The following is a 15,573-nucleotide window of genomic DNA, read 5'->3' as shown; positions in this document are numbered from 1 at the left end:
CAATGTCTGAGACCAGTGCTTCCGGTGCGTCCTACGCGGCTGCCGGAGTCGACATCGAGGCGGGCGACCGCGCCGTAGAGCTGATGAAGGAGTGGGTGAAGAAGACGCAGCGCCCCGAGGTCCTCGGCGGCCTCGGCGGTTTCGCCGGCCTCTTCGACGCCTCCGCCCTCAAGCGTTTCGAGCGCCCGCTGCTCGCCTCCGCCACGGACGGGGTGGGCACCAAGGTCGACATCGCCCGCCGGCTGGGCGTGTACGACACCATCGGCCACGACCTGGTCGCCATGGTCATGGACGACATCGTGGTGTGCGGCGCCGAACCGCTGTTCATGACCGACTACATCTGCGTCGGCAAGGTCCACCCCGAGCGGGTCGCCGCCATCGTCAAGGGCATCGCCGAGGGCTGTGTGCTCGCCGGCTGCGCCCTGGTCGGCGGCGAGACGGCCGAGCACCCGGGTCTGCTGGGCGAGGACGACTTCGACGTGGCCGGGGCCGGTACGGGCGTCGTGGAGGCCGACCGGCTGCTCGGCCCGGATCGTATCCGCACGGGTGACACGGTGATCGCCATGGCGGCCTCCGGCCTTCACTCGAACGGATACTCCCTGGTCCGGCACGTCCTGCTGAAGCAGGCCGGGCTGTCCTTGGAGGCGCGGATCGACGACCTCGGCCGCACCCTCGGCGAGGAGCTCCTGGAGCCCACCAAGATCTACTCGCTGGACTGTCTGGCACTCACCCGCACGACGGACGTCCACGCCTTCTCGCACATCACCGGCGGCGGCCTCGCGGCCAATCTGGCCCGGGTGATCCCGGACGGCCTGCACGCCGTCGTGGACCGCTCCACCTGGACCCCGGCCCCGATCTTCGACCTGGTCGGCAGGACCGGCTCCGTCGAGCGTCTGGAGCTGGAGAAGACCCTGAACATGGGCGTCGGCATGATGGCGATCGTGCCCGAGGAGTCGACGGACGTGGCCCTGGCGACGCTGGCCGACCGCGGCGTGGAGGCCTGGGTCGCCGGCGAGATCACCGAACGCGGCGAGCACCCGACGGGCGCGGAGCTGGTCGGGGACTACGCAGGCTGAGGACCGAGCGGGCCTGCCACCGGGCAGGCCCGCGTTCGGATAGGCAGCACAAGACCCGGTCGGTGACCGAAGTCACCGACCGGGCGGGTGCTCAGTACAAGGTCAAGCGCCGCGACGATGTTGCGAGGAGTCCTCGCCGTCATCCTCGTCGTCGGCCCCGTACAGCTCGGCGTACCGTGCGTACGGGTCGTCGTCTTGCTCATCGTCATCGTCATCGTCCTCGAATGGCTCACCATTCGGCGGAATATTCGATGGCGATGCGCCCAGCTCTTCGGCCAGGCGTGAGAGATCTGTCCCGCCGCTGTTGTACTTCAGCTGGCGGGCGACCTTCGCTTGCTTGGCCTTGGCCCGGCCGCGCCCCATGGCTCGACCCCCTCAACGACGGGGCTCGACGGCCCCAGGTTGACACGCGTTCATGATCCAGGACGGTCCCTCCGTGGAGAGCCCGTCGTAGGGCTCCCACGGTACCTGAGCCCACGCCCGTACGGTACGTCGCCCGTAGCACGCGCGTGTGCGCAGCACCGTTCGGTCGCCCCGTCCTTGCTGGTCAGTGGCGATTTTAACCACTTATCGGCGGCCGACCCGCCGGGAAGAGTGAGAGTTCTCTCCAACTTTCCTCCCGGCGGTACCGCCGAAACTCCCGGGCGGGTCGCCGCGGGGTCCTACCGGAGGGTCACCAGCCGCGCGCCTGAGCGGCTTCGTGCATCCGCTGCTCGGCGATCCGGTCGGCCGCCGCGGCCGGCGGAATCCCGTCTGTCTTCGCACGCGCGAAGATGGTGAGCGTGGTGTCGAAGATCTTCGCGGCCTTCGCCCTGCACCGCTCGAAGTCGAAGCCGTGCAGTTCGTCGGCGACCTGGATGACCCCGCCGGCGTTCACCACGTAGTCCGGCGCGTAGAGGATCCCGCGGTCGGCGAGGTCCTTCTCCACGCCCGGGTGGGCGAGCTGGTTGTTGGCCGCGCCACAGACGATCTTCGCCGTCAGCACCGGCACGGAGTCGTCGCTCAGCGCACCGCCGAGCGCGCAGGGCGCGTAGATGTCGAGCCCGTCGATCTCGATCAGGAGCTCGGTGTCGGCGACCACGCCCACCGAAGGGTGCTTGTCGACGATCCGGCGCACGGCTTCCTGGCGCACGTCCGTGATCACGACCTGGGCGCCCTCCTGCAGCAGGTGCTCCACCAGGTGGTGGCCGACCTTGCCGACGCCCGCGATGCCGACGGTGCGGCCCCGCAGCGACGGGTCGCCCCACAGATGCTGGGCGGAGGCCCGCATGCCCTGGTAGACGCCGAAGGCGGTCAGCACGGACGAGTCGCCGGCCCCGCCGTTCTCCGGCGAGCGCCCGGTCGTCCAGCGGCACTCGCGCGCCACGACGTCCATGTCGGCGACATAGGTGCCGACGTCGCAGGCGGTCACGTACCGGCCGCCGAGCGAGGCCACGAAACGGCCGTACGCGAGCAGCAGCGCCTCGGTCTTGATCGTGTCGGGATCGCCGATGATCACGGCCTTGCCGCCGCCGTGGTCCAGACCGGCCATGGCGTTCTTGTACGACATCCCGCGCGCGAGGTTCAGCGCGTCGGCGACGGCCTCCGCCTCGGTCGCGTACGGGTAGAAGCGGGTACCGCCGAGGGCGGGACCCAGAGCGGTGGAGTGGAGGGCGATGACGGCCTTGAGGCCGCTGGCGCGGTCCTGGCAGAGCACGACTTGCTCATGACCGCCCTGGTCCGAGTGGAACAGGGTGTGCAGTACATCAGCAGGTGCGCCGGAAACGTCGGTCACTGTGGTGACTCCCGGGTATCTAGCGGCGAGCGGGACGCAGGCACCGTAAGGGTGGCGGGGCCTGTGGACTGAGAGTAGAGCCTGCGTGGCCCGCCGCTCTCGCAGTGTTGGGGATCACCTTCTCCCGGAGTACCGCCGTGGGACGATTCGCAGGGTTTCCCGATCGGCCGAAGGGGGAGGGAGCAGGCGTGTCCCAGGTGTCCTCGGTGATCGTTCCGTACGCGGTCTATCTGCGCGTGTACGAGCCGCTGGCCGCTTTCTCCGAGCCCGAGCGCAGCCACTGGGCGCGCTACGCCGGCCGCCCCGAGCTCCCCTCCTACCAGGACGAGCTGCGCCGCTCGCTGGCCGACCTGCTGCCCACCCCGCCGGTCGCGGTGCCCGTGCACGAGAGCGGCGACGCGTTCCTGACCCAGGTGGACGGGGTGCTCTGCGTCTGCCCCTGGCGCACCCGGCTGCGCGGCTGGCTGGCCCTGGCGGAGCTGGACGACGAGCTGCCCCGGCCGGTCCTGGACGCGGCGCTGCCCGAGGTCGTGCGGCTGGAGGCCGCCAAGGACCACGAGCGGTGGCTGGAACGCAACCCCGACGCCCGCCCGTGGATCCGTACGGCCGTCTGGCAGGTGCCGCTGAACTGGTTCGTGCTCGTCTCCGACGAGGAGCGGGAGTACGAGAAGGGGACGGCCGAGGTGCCCCCCGTGCTGCGCTACCGCACACCGATGGTGCAGGCGCGGCGCCGGGTGGCCCGGTCGCTGCGGACGCTGAAGGACGCGATGGACGAGGGGCCGCTCATCGAGGGCCTGGTGGACGTGGGGCGCTGGCTCGAGGAGTTCCACCCGCGTTCGCTGGTGGAACTGGATTACGGCGGTCTGGTGCATGTGCTGCCGGCGGGTGATCTGGAGGACGATCACTCGGCGAAGGACGTGGCCGAGGGGATCGAGGCGCTGCGGATCGGGGACGGCGCGGCGGCGGGCGAGGCGTACGGGCGGCTCGTGGAGCGGTGGCGGTCGGTACGCGAGCGGCGCTCGGCGAACTGACGGCGGCCGTGCGTTCAGGGCCGCCGGCTCGGCCCGCTCGCTGTGAACTGACGATGTGACAGATGCGACAGCGCTTTCATTAGTGACGTACGTCACGGCCGTGGAGCAAGGGAACAGCGTACGGTCAACCGCACTTCACGGAACTGACGGGACGTAGGTCCCGATCCGGGCTTATGTCGCAAGGGTGATGGAACGCACGTACGCGGCCCTTGCGTCGGTTGCCCCTCCTCGTGCCAAAATAGGACAAGGAGTCCGGGGAGGGCTCCGTCCGCCTGCTTATGCTCCACTGTGGGGGGAAATCTCAGCATTGCAGCGCTTTGGGGGGTCTGGTGCCTCCTGATCGTCCTGTGACTGATCGTCACAGTGGCGTGACTGTCCGCTATGGCATGGTCCATCGGCTTCCGTCGCCGATGAACACCTGGGGGGCAATTCCATCGGTTTGGCCGACGCGGCTGGACGGATGGTGTAGTTGTAGTGCCGAGGACAAGCCGTTCGTCCTATAACCGACTCGACTCGCGTCCGCCATTTCGGGCAACGCGGGTCAAGGTGCAGAATTTAGAGGAAAGAACCGAGAAGGTTCGGTTCTCCCGAGGAGGCCGCTCATGACCGCTCGCACCCCTGATGCTGAGCCGCTGCTGACCCCGGCTGAGGTCGCCACCATGTTCCGTGTCGACCCTAAGACGGTCACGCGGTGGGCGAAGGCCGGCAAGCTCACATCGATTCGTACGCTCGGCGGACACCGCCGTTATCGCGAGGCAGAGGTTCGCGCACTGCTTGCGGGTATCCCGCAGCAGCGCAGCGAGGCCTGACAAGTGAATAACCGGGCAACACGTCAGGTCCCCCAACCTGTTCGGACGCCTGAAACCTAGCTGCAAGCGACGTGGGTCCTGCCCCAACAGGCCCCTCGCCCATCGGGAACGTCGTCGATCGCGCTGGACTCCGCCGGGTCCAGCGCGATCTTTTTTGTGCGCTTGGGGCTGGTCGAGGGCGCTTGGCGCGTCGTATCAGGTGGCTCTGTGAGCGGGCTTGTCGGAGTCTGGGGAGGCTCTGGGAGGGTTCCTGGGGGCATCCTCCGGAGTGGTGCAATTGCACATATAAAATTGACCAGTTGTAGGAGCCTGGTAAGAACCCGGGTTTTCAAAACTCATGCCGTGACTCCCGTCACATGCCAGGAGCCTTGTTGCCTCTGGCTCATGTGCGCTAGAGGAGGCTCGCGTTCCAGCACCCCACGCGGGCAAGGCTGTTGACGGACGCGAGGGTGGGCGCCGACCCGGCCGGAGGCCGTGCGGGCGCGGCTCACGCCGTCGAGGGGCTCTCGTCCTCCATGGCCCCCTCCGGGGCCTGTGGGGCCTCCAGGGCCTCCGAGGCCGGTGGGGCGCCGTCCATCGCCAGCCGCAGCAAGCGGTGGCAGATCGGGCAGTGGCGGGTCAGATGCCGGTAAGGGGTGGCGGCCGACAGGTGGGCGCGCAGCAGTGCCCGCGTCTCGTGCCTGACCGATGCCGCCATGGCCCACCTCCGTCGGGGCCACGCGGAACGGGCCCTGGCTTCTGGGGTACCGGCGGAAAGTGGCGACGTCAAGAGAGCGGCGGACAACGTCCGGAGAGCAACGCAGAGAGCCCGGATCCGAAGATCCGGGCTCTCTGTCGTTCGTCCACTGCGGTCCTGACGGGATTTGAACCCGCGGCCTCCACCTTGACAGGGTGGCGAGCACTCCAAACTGCTCCACAGGACCAGGTTTTGCGGCACTTGATGTTGCGTTGCGCTGCGAGAAGGACAATACAGGAGGGTGAGCCCGCCGGTCGAACTCACCCTCCGTACGGGACCCGTTACGGCACCGCCGCGTCGATCGCCTTCACGATCCGCTTGTCGGAGACGGGGTACGCCGTGCCCAGCGCGTGGGCGAAATAGCTGACCCGGAGCTCCTCGATCATCCAGCGGATCTCCAGGACCTGCTGGGGAACCGGCCGGCCCTGCGGCAGCTGCTCCAGCAGCCACGCGTACTCGTCCTGCATCTCGTGGACCTTCTCCATGCGGCTGGTGTCCCGCTGGACGCCGGTCGGCATCTGCTGGAGGCGCCGGTCAGCGGCCACCAGATAGCGCATGAGGTCGGGCAGGCGGCGCAGTCCCGCCCAGGTCACGAAGCCGGGCTTCACGAGGGCGTCCAGCTGTTTCCGTACGTCCGCCAGGTTCGCCAGCAGCACGGGGCTGCGCACGCCCTTCAGCCGGCGCTCACAGGCCTGCCAGGCGGCCAGGACCTGCTGCACCTGCCCGACCGTCCGCACCGTCGTGTCGACGATCTCCGCGCGCACCTTGTCGTAGAGCTTCCGGTACGACTCCTCGTCCCAGGCCGGACCGCCGAAGTCGGCGATCAGCCGGTCCGCCGCCGCCATCGCGCAGTCGTCGAACAGAGCCTGGATCGAACCGTGCGGATTCGCGGACAGCGCGAGCTTCTGGGCGTTCGTCAGCTTCTCGGATGCGAACTTTGCCGGGTTGACCGGAATGGTGCGCAGGATCAGCCGACGCGTGCCCTTCCACATCGCCTCCGCCTGCTCCGCCTCCGTGTCGAAGAGGCGTACGGACACCGTGTCCCCGTCGTCGACGAGCGCCGGGTACGCCTTCACCGGCTGGCCCGCGCGACGGGTCTCGAAGACCCGGGCGAGTGAGCCGATCGTCCAGTCCGTCAGGCCCGAGCGCTCCAGGGACTCGCCGCCCTGCCGTTCGGCGATGGCCGCGGCCGCCTGCGAGATGGCCTGCCGCGCCTTCGGTTTCAGCCGGAGCTTCAGGGTCTCGAGGTCCTTGTCCTCGGCCAGGTTGCGGCGCCGCTCGTCGACGATCCGGAAGGTGATCCTCAGATGGTCGGGGAGCCGCGACCAGTCGAAGTCGTCGGCCTCGAACGGGACGCCGACCATGCGCTTCAGCTCACGCGCCATGGTCGTCGTGAGCGGCTCCTGAAGGGGCACCGCCACGTCCAGGAAACGCTTCGCGAAGTTCGGCGCCGGCACGTAGTGGCGGCGGATCGGCTTGGGGAGGGAACGGATCAGCTCCGTGACGACCTCCTCCCGCAGACCCGGGATCTGCCAGTCGAAGCCCTCGTCCGTGACCTGGTTGAGGACCTGGAGCGGGATGTGCACGGTCACGCCGTCCGCGTCCGCGCCCGGCTCGAACTGGTACGTGACCCGGAACTTCAGCCGACCCTGCCGCCAGGAGTCCGGATAGTCGGCCTTGGTGACCGCCTCCGCCGACTCCCGGATGAGCATCTCCCGCTCGAAGTCCAGGTGATCGGGCTGCTCGTGCCGCTTGTGCTTCCACCACGAGTCGAAGTGCGCGCCGGACACGACGTGTTCGGGCACCCGCTGGTCGTAGAAGTCGAACAGCGTCTCGTCGTCCACCACGATGTCCCGGCGCCGGGCACGGTGCTCCAGTTCCTCGACCTCGCTGAGGAGCCGGCGGTTGTCGGCGAAGAACTTGTGGTGCGTGCGCCAGTCGCCCTCGACCAGCGCGTTGCGGATGAACAGGTCGCGGGAGGTCTCCGGGTCGATCCGGCCGTAGTTGACCTTCCGCTGGGCGACGATCGGGACGCCGTACAGCGTGACCTTCTCGTCGGCCATCACGGCCGCCTGGTCCTTCTCCCAGCGCGGCTCGCTGTACGTCCGCTTCAGGAGATGCCCGGCGAGCGGCTCGACCCACTCGGGCTCGATCTTCGCGTTGACGCGGGCCCAGAGACGGCTCGTCTCCACCAGCTCGGCGGACATCAGGAAGCGCGGCTGCTTCTTGAAGAGGGCCGAGCCCGGGAAGATCGCGAACTTGGCGCTCCGCGCGCCCAGGTACTCGTTCTTGTTGCCGTCCTTCACGTCCTTCATGCCGATGTGCGAGAGCAGCCCGGCGAGGAGCGAGACATGGACACTCTGCTCGGGCGCGTCGTCCTCGTTCAGATGGATGCCCATCTGCTTGGCGACCGTGCGGAGCTGCGTGTAGATGTCCTGCCACTCGCGGATGCGCAGGAAGTTCAGGTACTCCTGCTTGCACATCCGGCGGAAGGACGACGAACCGCGCTCGCGCTGCTGTTCGCGGACGTACCGCCACAGGTTGAGATAGGCGAGGAAGTCGCTCGTCTCGTCCTTGAAGCGGGCGTGCTGCTGGTCGGCCTGGGTCTGCTTGTCGGCCGGGCGCTCACGCGGGTCCTGGATGGACAGCGCGGCGGCTATCACCATGACCTCGCGCACACAGCCGTTCTTGTCGGCCTCCAGGACCATCCGGGCCAGGCGCGGGTCGACGGGCAGCTGGGCCAGCTTGCGGCCGGTCTGGGTGAGCCGGCGGCGGGGGTCCTTCTCGGACGGGTCCAGCGCGTTCAGCTCCTGGAGCAGCTGCACACCGTCGCGGATGTTGCGGTGGTCCGGCGGGTCGAGGAAGGGGAACTTCTCGATGTCGCCGAGGCCCGCCGCGGTCATCTGGAGGATGACGCTCGCCAGGTTCGTACGGAGGATCTCCGCGTCCGTGAACTCCGGGCGGGCGAGGAAGTCGTCCTCGTCGTACAGCCGGATGCAGATGCCGTCGCTGGTCCGGCCGCAACGGCCCTTGCGCTGGTTGGCGCTGGCCTGCGAGATCGCCTCGATCGGCAGGCGCTGGACCTTGGTGCGGTGGCTGTAGCGGCTGATGCGGGCGAAGCCGGGGTCGATGACGTACTTGATGCCCGGGACGGTCAGCGACGTCTCGGCGACGTTCGTCGCCAGAACGATCCTGCGGCCCGTGTGCTGCTGGAAGACCCGGTGCTGCTCGGCGTGCGAGAGCCGGGCGTAGAGGGGCAGCACCTCGGTGAAGCGGTACTTCTTCTTCTCCAGCGCGTCGGCCGTGTCCCGGATCTCCCGTTCACCGGAGAGGAAGACGAGGATGTCGCCCTTCCCCTCGCCCATGAGCTCTTCCACGGCGTCGGTGATCGCGGTGATCTGGTCGCGGTCGGCGTCCTCGGCGTCCTCTTCGAGGAGCGGCCGGTAACGCACCTCCACCGGGTACGTCCGCCCGCTGACCTCGACGATCGGGGCGTCGCCGAAGTGCCGGGAGAAACGCTCCGGGTCGATGGTCGCGGAGGTGATGACGACCTTGAGGTCCGGGCGGCGGGGGAGCAGCTGGGCGAGGTAGCCCAGCAGGAAGTCGATGTTGAGGGACCGCTCGTGGGCCTCGTCGATGATGATCGTGTCGTAGGCGTGCAGCTCACGGTCGGTCTGGATCTCCGCGAGGAGGATGCCGTCCGTCATCAGCTTTACGAAGGTGGCGTCCGGGTTCACCTGGTCGGTGAACCGCACCTTCCAGCCGACGGCCTCGCCCAGGGGGGTGCGGAGTTCCTCGGCGACGCGCTCGGCGACGGTGCGGGCGGCGATCCGACGGGGCTGCGTGTGCCCGATCATGCCGCGGACGCCGCGCCCCAGCTCGAGACAGATCTTGGGGATCTGGGTGGTCTTGCCGGACCCGGTCTCACCGGCGACGATGACGACCTGGTGATCACGGATGGCGGCCGCGATCTTGTCCTTCTTCTGGCTGACCGGGAGCTGCTCGGGGTACGAGACGGCGGGCACCCGGCCGCGCCGCAGCGCCATCCGCTCCTCGACCTGGGCGACCTCCGCCTCGATCTCGGTGAGGACGGCGGCCCGGGCTTCCGGCTTGCGGATCCTGCGCGCGCCTTCGAGCCTGCGCCCGAGCCGGTGCGCGTCGCGCAGTGACAGCTCGGTCAGGCGGGGGGCGAGGTCGCCGAGGGCGGGAGTGCCCGGGGCGGAGGCGCCGGGAGTGGGGTGCGTAGACATACGCGATCCAGGATCTCATCTCGGCGAAAGAAGGGGCGAGTGCTTTTGGGGCCGCCTCGTCCTCCGCACAGCGACGAAAACCCCCTCCGGTCACCCGGAGAGGGTTTTCGTTCCAGTGGCTGGGGCCGGGGTCGAACCGGCGACCTATCGCTTTTCAGGCGATCGCTCGTACCAACTGAGCTACCCAGCCACGAGGTTTCAGAGGAAACCTCAGCGGTCCTGACGGGATTTGAACCCGCGGCCTCCACCTTGACAGGGTGGCGAGCACTCCAAACTGCTCCACAGGACCCAGCTGTTGTGTACGACAGTGTCGCACACGGTGTTGCGTGCCCCCAACGGGATTCGAACCCGTGCTACCGCCTTGAAAGGGCGGCGTCCTAGGCCGCTAGACGATGAGGGCTATCGGCCCGCCTGGGCGCTTCTCAGCGCGTCGGGGACGTCATGAGCATATGGGATGGCGGGGGGTATCGCCAAAACGGTTTACGGGGCCGTCCTGGAGGCAGTCCCGGACGGGCTGACCGACGGGCTGAGCGAGGGACTGAGCGGCGGGCTGGGGGAGGGAGTCGGGGAGGGGCTCGGGGACGGTACGGCTCCCGGCAGGTTCTCCTTCGGCAGGTGGCGGCTGACCTCGGCCGTCGTCAGGCCCAGGCCGCCGAGCTTGATCTCGTCCCAGGCCTGGAGGCGGCGGGTGTCGCGGTCGAAGTAGAGGATCGACGCCTCGATGGGGTCCGGGTACTTGCCCTCCACGGCCCGCAGGCCGCTGCCGCCGGTCGAGCCCTCGACGCGCAGCCGCGTGCCCTTCTTCATGACCTCCATGTCCTCGTGGTGGAGATGGCCGGCCAGCACGAGGGGCACCTCGCCGTCCGTGCCCCGGGCGGCGGAGGGCTCATGGGCGATGGCCACGTCCGCCGGGGTGCCGGCCTCCCGCTGGGCGCGCAGGGCCCCGGCGAGCCGGGCGCCGGCCGTCTCCTGGGACTCCTCGGCGCCGGCCGCGGCGGAGCGGTCGGGGGTGAACTGGGGGTCGCCGATGCCCGCGAAGCGCAGCCCGGCGAGGGTGACCGCGCGGCCGTCGTCCAGGACGTGCACGTTCTTCATGCCCTCCAGGTAGCGCTGGGTGACGAGCGAGTCGTGGTTGCCCCTGACCCAGACGTACGGCGCGCCCAGCGTGGCGATGGGGTCCAGGAAGCCGTTCTCCGCCGCCGAGCCGTGGTCCATCGTGTCGCCGGAGTCGACGATCACGTTGACCTTGTACTGCTCCACGAGCGAGGCGATGATCTTCCAGCTCGCGGGGTTCAGGTGGATGTCGGAGACGTGCAGGACGCGGACCGTGGTCGGGTCCGGCTGGAAGGCGGGGAGCGTGGAGGTGACGTCGTAGAGCTTGGTCACGTTGGTGACCAGGCGGGCGAGCTCCTGCTGGTAGACGTCGAACTCGGTGACGATGCTGCGTGCGTTGCCGACGAGCGAGGGCGCGGAGGACAGCAGGCCCGAGAACCGCGGCTCCAGCACCGACTTGGGGTTCCAGGTGGCGTACGCGGTCGCGCCCGAGGCGGCCAGCAGGGCGAGGGCGAGACCGCCGGCGGCGAGGGCGCGGCGTGGGCGCCGGTAGACGGCGAGGCCCAGCGCGGTGGCGCCGGTGACCACGGCGACGCAGGAGCGGATCGCGAGGTCGAGGGTGCCGCGCTCGATGTCGCGGGCGACCTCGTCCTGGAGGCCGGAGAGGCGTTCGGGGTGGTCGACGAGGGCCTGGGAGCGCTCGGGGTCGAGCTGGTCGACGTTCACGTCGAGGCGGACCGGGGCGATGTGGCTGTCCAGGCTGAGCGCGCCGAGCGGGGAGATGTTGATCTTCGTGCCGCCGGTGACGGACGGGCGCAGGGTCATCGTCGTGTTCATGGGGCCGACGGACACGCGGACGTCCCCGACGATCAGCAGGCCGAGCCAGGCGCCGATGACGACGACGGCGGTCAGGCCGAGAGCACGGATCCAGGGATTGGGTCGGGCGGCGAGTTCGGGGACCGGGTTCCCGCGCCCGGCGGGCTTGGGACGCTTCAGGACTGCGGTGGGGAGACGGGCGCGGACCATTGGTGCCCTATGCCCCGGTCCGGACGTTCGTATGCGGACGGTTCACGACCTCCCCCCGACCGCGTCTTACCGGACAATGGGCCTGTGCTGGAGATGACGCGTGAGGAGTTCGAGGAACTGGTCGCCGAGGCGCTGGACCGGATTCCGCCGGAGTTGACGCGGCTGATGGACAACGTCGCGGTGTTCGTCGAGGACGAGCCGGCGGCGGACGATCCCGAGCTGCTCGGGCTCTACGAGGGGACTCCGCTGACGGACCGCGGGGAGTGGTACGCCGGCGTGCTGCCGGACCGGATCACGATCTACCGGGGGCCAACGCTGCGGATGTGCGCGACGCGGGAGGAGGTCGTCGCGGAGACGGAGGTCACGGTGGTGCACGAGATCGCCCACCACTTCGGCATCGACGACACGCGGCTGCACGCCCTCGGCTACGGCTGAGCCGTACGGCAGAGGGGCGCGCGTCGGCGCGTGTCTTCTTGCGGGCGCCGGGAGTTGGACACGTCGACTCCCTGTGTCTGCCCCGGAGGTGGCCCCGTGCGCCCCTTGTACGTACCCGTTCGTCTGGCCGCGACGGTCCTGGCCGTCGCCGCGGCCGCCGGCTGTATGAGCGTGGGGCACGAGGAGGGCGGTCGGTCCGAGCCGTCGCACTCGGCGGGCCGGCGGGGCGGTGATGCCCCGGACGGGGGCTCGGCGGGCGCGGGGGGCGGCTTCGGGATGGGTGCGGCGGGCGGCGACGGCAAGCACGGGCACGGCAAGGGTGGCAAGGGCAGGGCGGGCGCCTCGGCGTCGGCCTCGGCCCAGCCGTCGGCGGGCCGGAGCGCGCCGGCCTCGGCGGGGGCGGCGCGGCCGGGGAAGAGCGAGCAGCCGGGGGCGCCGACGCCCACCGGGGCGCAGCCGCCCGCGCCCACGCGCTCACCGAACCCGGAGCCGCCCGCGCCCACGCCGGAGCCGCCGTCGCCCACACCGGAGCCGACGGTCGCCGAGCCGTCGTCCTCGGCGCACGAGGGCGACGGAGGGCCGGCGGCGCAGCTGGGGGACCGGGAGCCGGCGCCGGAGGCGGGCTCGCCCGCCTAGCGCTGGTGTTCTGTTCACCGTGCTGGTGTTCTGTTCCACCGTGCGGGTGTTCTGTCCCACAGAGCGGGTGCGCCGTCCCGGGCGGGCCGTCCGGCACGAGGCCGGTCCCTCGGCTCGGGTCCCTCGGTTCGGGCTCTTCGGCTCGGGTCCGAGATGGCCGCTGAGCTGCGGTGATGGGACTCGGTTTGCCTTCGGTGGTCAGGGTGCTTATAGTGGTAGATCGTTTGATCCCATTTGCCCGGCGCCACCGCAGAGCGCGCCGTGTGGCGCGTACTCTCCCTTGCCGTGGCTGACCGCATAGAGGCGGTCGTAGTGCAATGCGAACACGGAGTTGACGGGCGCGTGCCGACTTGAGACTCCGGAAGGTTTCGCATTCGCATGTCCATTTTCAGTACTGATCACTCCGTCGTGTCCGAGAACAACGACGAGCCGATCAACCTCGCGGTCATCGAGGTCGCGGAGACCGCCGGGACCGCAGAGGCCGTCGCCGAGGCCGTAGAGGCCATCGTCGAGACGCCCGAGGCCCCCAAGACCCCCGAACTCACCTTCACCGACCTCGGGCTCCCCGAGGGCGTCGTGCGCAAGCTCGCACAGAACGGTGTGACCAGCCCCTTCCCGATCCAGGCCGCGACCATCCCGGACGCCCTGGCAGGCAAGGACATCCTCGGCCGCGGCCGCACCGGCTCCGGCAAGACCCTCTCGTTCGGTCTGCCGCTGCTGGCGTCGCTGTCCGGCGGCCACACCGACAAGAAGAAGCCCCGCGGCATCATCCTCACGCCGACGCGTGAGCTCGCGATGCAGGTCGCGGACGCGCTTCAGCCGTACGGCGACGTGCTCGGCCTGAAGATGAAGGTCGTCTGCGGCGGTACGTCGATGAGCAACCAGATGTACGCCCTGGAGCGCGGCGTCGATGTCCTCGTCGCCACCCCGGGCCGTCTGCGCGACCTCATCAACCGTGGCGCCTGCTCGCTCGAGAACGTCCAGGTCGCCGTCCTCGACGAGGCCGACCAGATGTCCGACCTGGGCTTCCTGCCCGAGGTCACCGAGCTGCTCGACCAGATCCCCGGCGGCGGCCAGCGCATGCTGTTCTCGGCCACGATGGAGAACGAGATCTCCACGCTGGTCAAGCGCTACCTGAGCAACCCCGTCACGCACGAGGTCGACAGCGCCCAGGGCAACGTCACGACCATGTCGCACCACATCCTGATCGTGAAGCCCAAGGACAAGGCGCCGGTCACCGCCGCGATCGCCTCCCGCAAGGGCCGCACGATCATCTTCGTCCGCACCCAGCTCGGCGCCGACCGTATCGCCGAGCAGCTGCGCGACTCCGGTGTGAAGGCGGACGCGCTGCACGGCGGCATGACCCAGGGCGCGCGGACCCGCACGCTGGCCGACTTCAAGGACGGTTACGTCAACGCGCTCGTCGCGACCGACGTCGCCGCCCGCGGCATCCACGTCGACGGCATCGACCTGGTGCTCAACGTGGACCCGGCCGGCGACCACAAGGACTACCTGCACCGCGCGGGCCGCACCGCCCGGGCCGGCCGTACCGGCACGGTCGTCTCCCTCTCGCTGCCGCACCAGCGCCGTCAGATCTTCCGTCTGATGGAGGACGCGGGCGTCGACGCCGGGCGTCACATCATCCAGGGCGGCGCCGCCTTCGAGCCGGAGGTCGCCGAGATCACCGGCGCCCGCTCCATGACGGAGGTCCAGGCCGAGTCCGCGGGCAACGCGGCGCAGCAGGCCGAGCGTGAGGTCTCCCAGCTCACCAAGGAGCTGGAGCGTGCGCAGCGACGCGCGACCGAGCTGCGCGAGGACGCCGACCGTCTGGTGGCCCGCGTGGCGCGTGAGCGCGGCGAGGACCCGGAGGCGGCCGTCGTCGCGGCCGCCGAGGCGGTCGTGGAGCAGAACGCCGCGGTGGAGGCGCCGGCCGAGGCCGTGGTCTCCGAGCAGCCCGCCGAGCGTCCCGCGTACGAGCAGCCGCGTCAGCGTCGTGACGAGCGGGGCAACTACGAGCGCCGTGACGACCGTGGCGGCCGCTCCTTCGAGCGCCGCGACAACGACCGTGGCGGCTTCAGCCGTGACCGTCGTGACGGCGAGCGTGGCGGGTTCCGTCGTGACGACCGCGGTGGCGCCGGCCGTGACGACCGTGGTGGCCGTTCCTTCGAGCGTCGTGACGACCGCGGTGGCTTCAACCGCGACCGTCGTGACGACCGTGGCGGCGCCGGCCGTGACGACCGTGGCGGCCGTTCCTTCGAGCGTCGTGACGAGCGTCCCGCGGGCGGCTTCAACCGCGACCGTCGCGACGACCGCCGTGACGACCGTCGTGACGAGCGTCCCTCCGGCGGCTTCCGCCGTGACGACCGTCCGTCGGGCGGCTTCAACCGCGACCGTCGTGACGAGCGTCCCTCCGGCGGCTTCCGTCGTGACGACCGTCCGTCGGGCGGCTTCAACCGCGACCGTCGTGACGAGCGTCCGTCCACCCACCGGGGCAGCGACCGTCCGTTCAACCGTGACCGTCAGGACAACCGCCCCTCCGGCGGCGGCTTCCGCTCCGGCAGCCACGACCGCCCCTACGGCCGTCGTGACGACCACCGCGGCACCGGCACCGGTACCGGTACCGGCTCGACCGGCCGCCGCGACGACAAGCCGCGCTGGAAGCGCAACGGCTGACGTCGACTCATCTGAGTGAACGCCGTGGCCCCCACCGAACTCGGTGGGGGCCACGGCGTTTTCGCGTCTCCTGG

12 protein-coding genes and 4 tRNA genes are annotated in these 15,573 nt (G+C 69.9%); 7 read left to right on the top strand and 9 right to left on the bottom strand.

The window, feature by feature from the left end; genetic code table 11:
* The first annotated feature begins 2 nt into the window (after positions 1 to 2).
* Positions 3 to 1,076, top strand: coding sequence for a phosphoribosylformylglycinamidine cyclo-ligase (gene purM / locus ACIRPU_RS16575; protein WP_403867313.1), 1,074 nt, complete (start codon positions 3 to 5; stop codon positions 1,074 to 1,076).
* 102 nt (positions 1,077 to 1,178) lie between these two features.
* Here the strand turns inward: purM and ACIRPU_RS16570 are convergent, their stop codons facing one another.
* Positions 1,179 to 1,439, bottom strand: a complete 261-nt coding sequence (locus ACIRPU_RS16570; RefSeq protein ID WP_200726382.1) for a DUF3073 domain-containing protein — start codon at positions 1,437 to 1,439, stop codon at positions 1,179 to 1,181.
* A gap of 310 nt (positions 1,440 to 1,749) precedes the next feature.
* Complete coding sequence (locus tag ACIRPU_RS16565; protein WP_403867310.1) at positions 1,750 to 2,850, bottom strand: Leu/Phe/Val dehydrogenase; 1,101 nt, start codon at positions 2,848 to 2,850, stop codon at positions 1,750 to 1,752.
* A gap of 188 nt (positions 2,851 to 3,038) precedes the next feature.
* Between ACIRPU_RS16565 and ACIRPU_RS16560 the strand changes: the two genes are divergently transcribed.
* The gene (locus ACIRPU_RS16560; RefSeq protein WP_403867307.1) at positions 3,039 to 3,881 is read left to right on the top strand and encodes a hypothetical protein; all 843 of its coding nucleotides are present in this window, start codon (positions 3,039 to 3,041) and stop codon (positions 3,879 to 3,881) included.
* Positions 3,882 to 4,483: 602 nt separating this feature from the next.
* On the top strand, positions 4,484 to 4,690 hold the full coding sequence (bldC, locus tag ACIRPU_RS16555; RefSeq protein WP_003949541.1) for a developmental transcriptional regulator BldC: 207 nt from the start codon (positions 4,484 to 4,486) through the stop codon (positions 4,688 to 4,690).
* A 487-nt stretch (positions 4,691 to 5,177) separates the two neighbouring features.
* On the opposite strand, the gene ACIRPU_RS16550 is transcribed toward bldC, so the two are convergent.
* Positions 5,178 to 5,387 carry a DUF6274 family protein gene (locus ACIRPU_RS16550; protein ID WP_403867304.1) on the bottom strand — a complete coding sequence of 70 codons (210 nt, stop codon included), beginning with the start codon at positions 5,385 to 5,387 and terminating at the stop codon, positions 5,178 to 5,180.
* On the opposite strand from ACIRPU_RS16550, the gene ACIRPU_RS16545 reads away from it, so the two are divergent.
* Positions 5,386 to 5,547, top strand: coding sequence for a hypothetical protein (locus ACIRPU_RS16545; RefSeq protein ID WP_403867301.1), 162 nt, complete (start codon positions 5,386 to 5,388; stop codon positions 5,545 to 5,547). The two genes, ACIRPU_RS16550 and ACIRPU_RS16545, sit on opposite strands and share 2 nt — an antisense overlap.
* Here ACIRPU_RS16545 and ACIRPU_RS16540 read toward each other — a convergent pair.
* From ACIRPU_RS16540 to ACIRPU_RS16515, 6 genes are all read right to left on the bottom strand, one after another.
* Positions 5,539 to 5,613 (bottom strand) — tRNA-Asp (locus tag ACIRPU_RS16540). The two genes, ACIRPU_RS16545 and ACIRPU_RS16540, sit on opposite strands and share 9 nt — an antisense overlap.
* Before the next feature lie 94 nt (positions 5,614 to 5,707).
* On the bottom strand, positions 5,708 to 9,676 hold the full coding sequence (gene hrpA, locus ACIRPU_RS16535) for an ATP-dependent RNA helicase HrpA (protein ID WP_403867298.1): 3,969 nt from the start codon (positions 9,674 to 9,676) through the stop codon (positions 5,708 to 5,710).
* Between the two features lie 116 nt (positions 9,677 to 9,792).
* Positions 9,793 to 9,866: transfer RNA gene (locus ACIRPU_RS16530), tRNA-Phe, on the bottom strand.
* 24 nt (positions 9,867 to 9,890) lie between these two features.
* Positions 9,891 to 9,965, bottom strand: a tRNA-Asp gene (locus tag ACIRPU_RS16525).
* 38 nt (positions 9,966 to 10,003) lie between these two features.
* Positions 10,004 to 10,076 (bottom strand) — tRNA-Glu (locus tag ACIRPU_RS16520).
* Between the two features lie 80 nt (positions 10,077 to 10,156).
* Complete coding sequence (locus tag ACIRPU_RS16515; RefSeq protein ID WP_403867294.1) at positions 10,157 to 11,755, bottom strand: metallophosphoesterase; 1,599 nt, start codon at positions 11,753 to 11,755, stop codon at positions 10,157 to 10,159.
* Positions 11,756 to 11,839: 84 nt separating this feature from the next.
* Between ACIRPU_RS16515 and ACIRPU_RS16510 the strand changes: the two genes are divergently transcribed.
* The 3 genes from ACIRPU_RS16510 (at position 11,840) to ACIRPU_RS16500 (ending at position 15,499) form a co-directional block, all read left to right on the top strand.
* A complete protein-coding gene (locus ACIRPU_RS16510; protein WP_403867291.1) occupies positions 11,840 to 12,190 on the top strand; it encodes a metallopeptidase family protein in 351 nt (116 codons plus the stop codon).
* Positions 12,191 to 12,286: 96 nt separating this feature from the next.
* The gene (locus ACIRPU_RS16505) at positions 12,287 to 12,826 is read left to right on the top strand and encodes a hypothetical protein (RefSeq protein WP_403867288.1); all 540 of its coding nucleotides are present in this window, start codon (positions 12,287 to 12,289) and stop codon (positions 12,824 to 12,826) included.
* Positions 12,827 to 13,204: 378 nt separating this feature from the next.
* Positions 13,205 to 15,499 (top strand): DEAD/DEAH box helicase, encoded by a 2,295-nt coding sequence (locus tag ACIRPU_RS16500; protein ID WP_403867285.1) that lies wholly within the window; start codon positions 13,205 to 13,207, stop codon positions 15,497 to 15,499.
* Positions 15,500 to 15,573: the final 74 nt, after the last annotated feature.

Source organism: Streptomyces sp. NPDC102259 (assembly GCF_044766465.1).
Lineage (GTDB): Bacteria > Actinomycetota > Actinomycetes > Streptomycetales > Streptomycetaceae > Streptomyces.
This window is presented reverse-complemented; position numbering and strand designations above follow the sequence as displayed.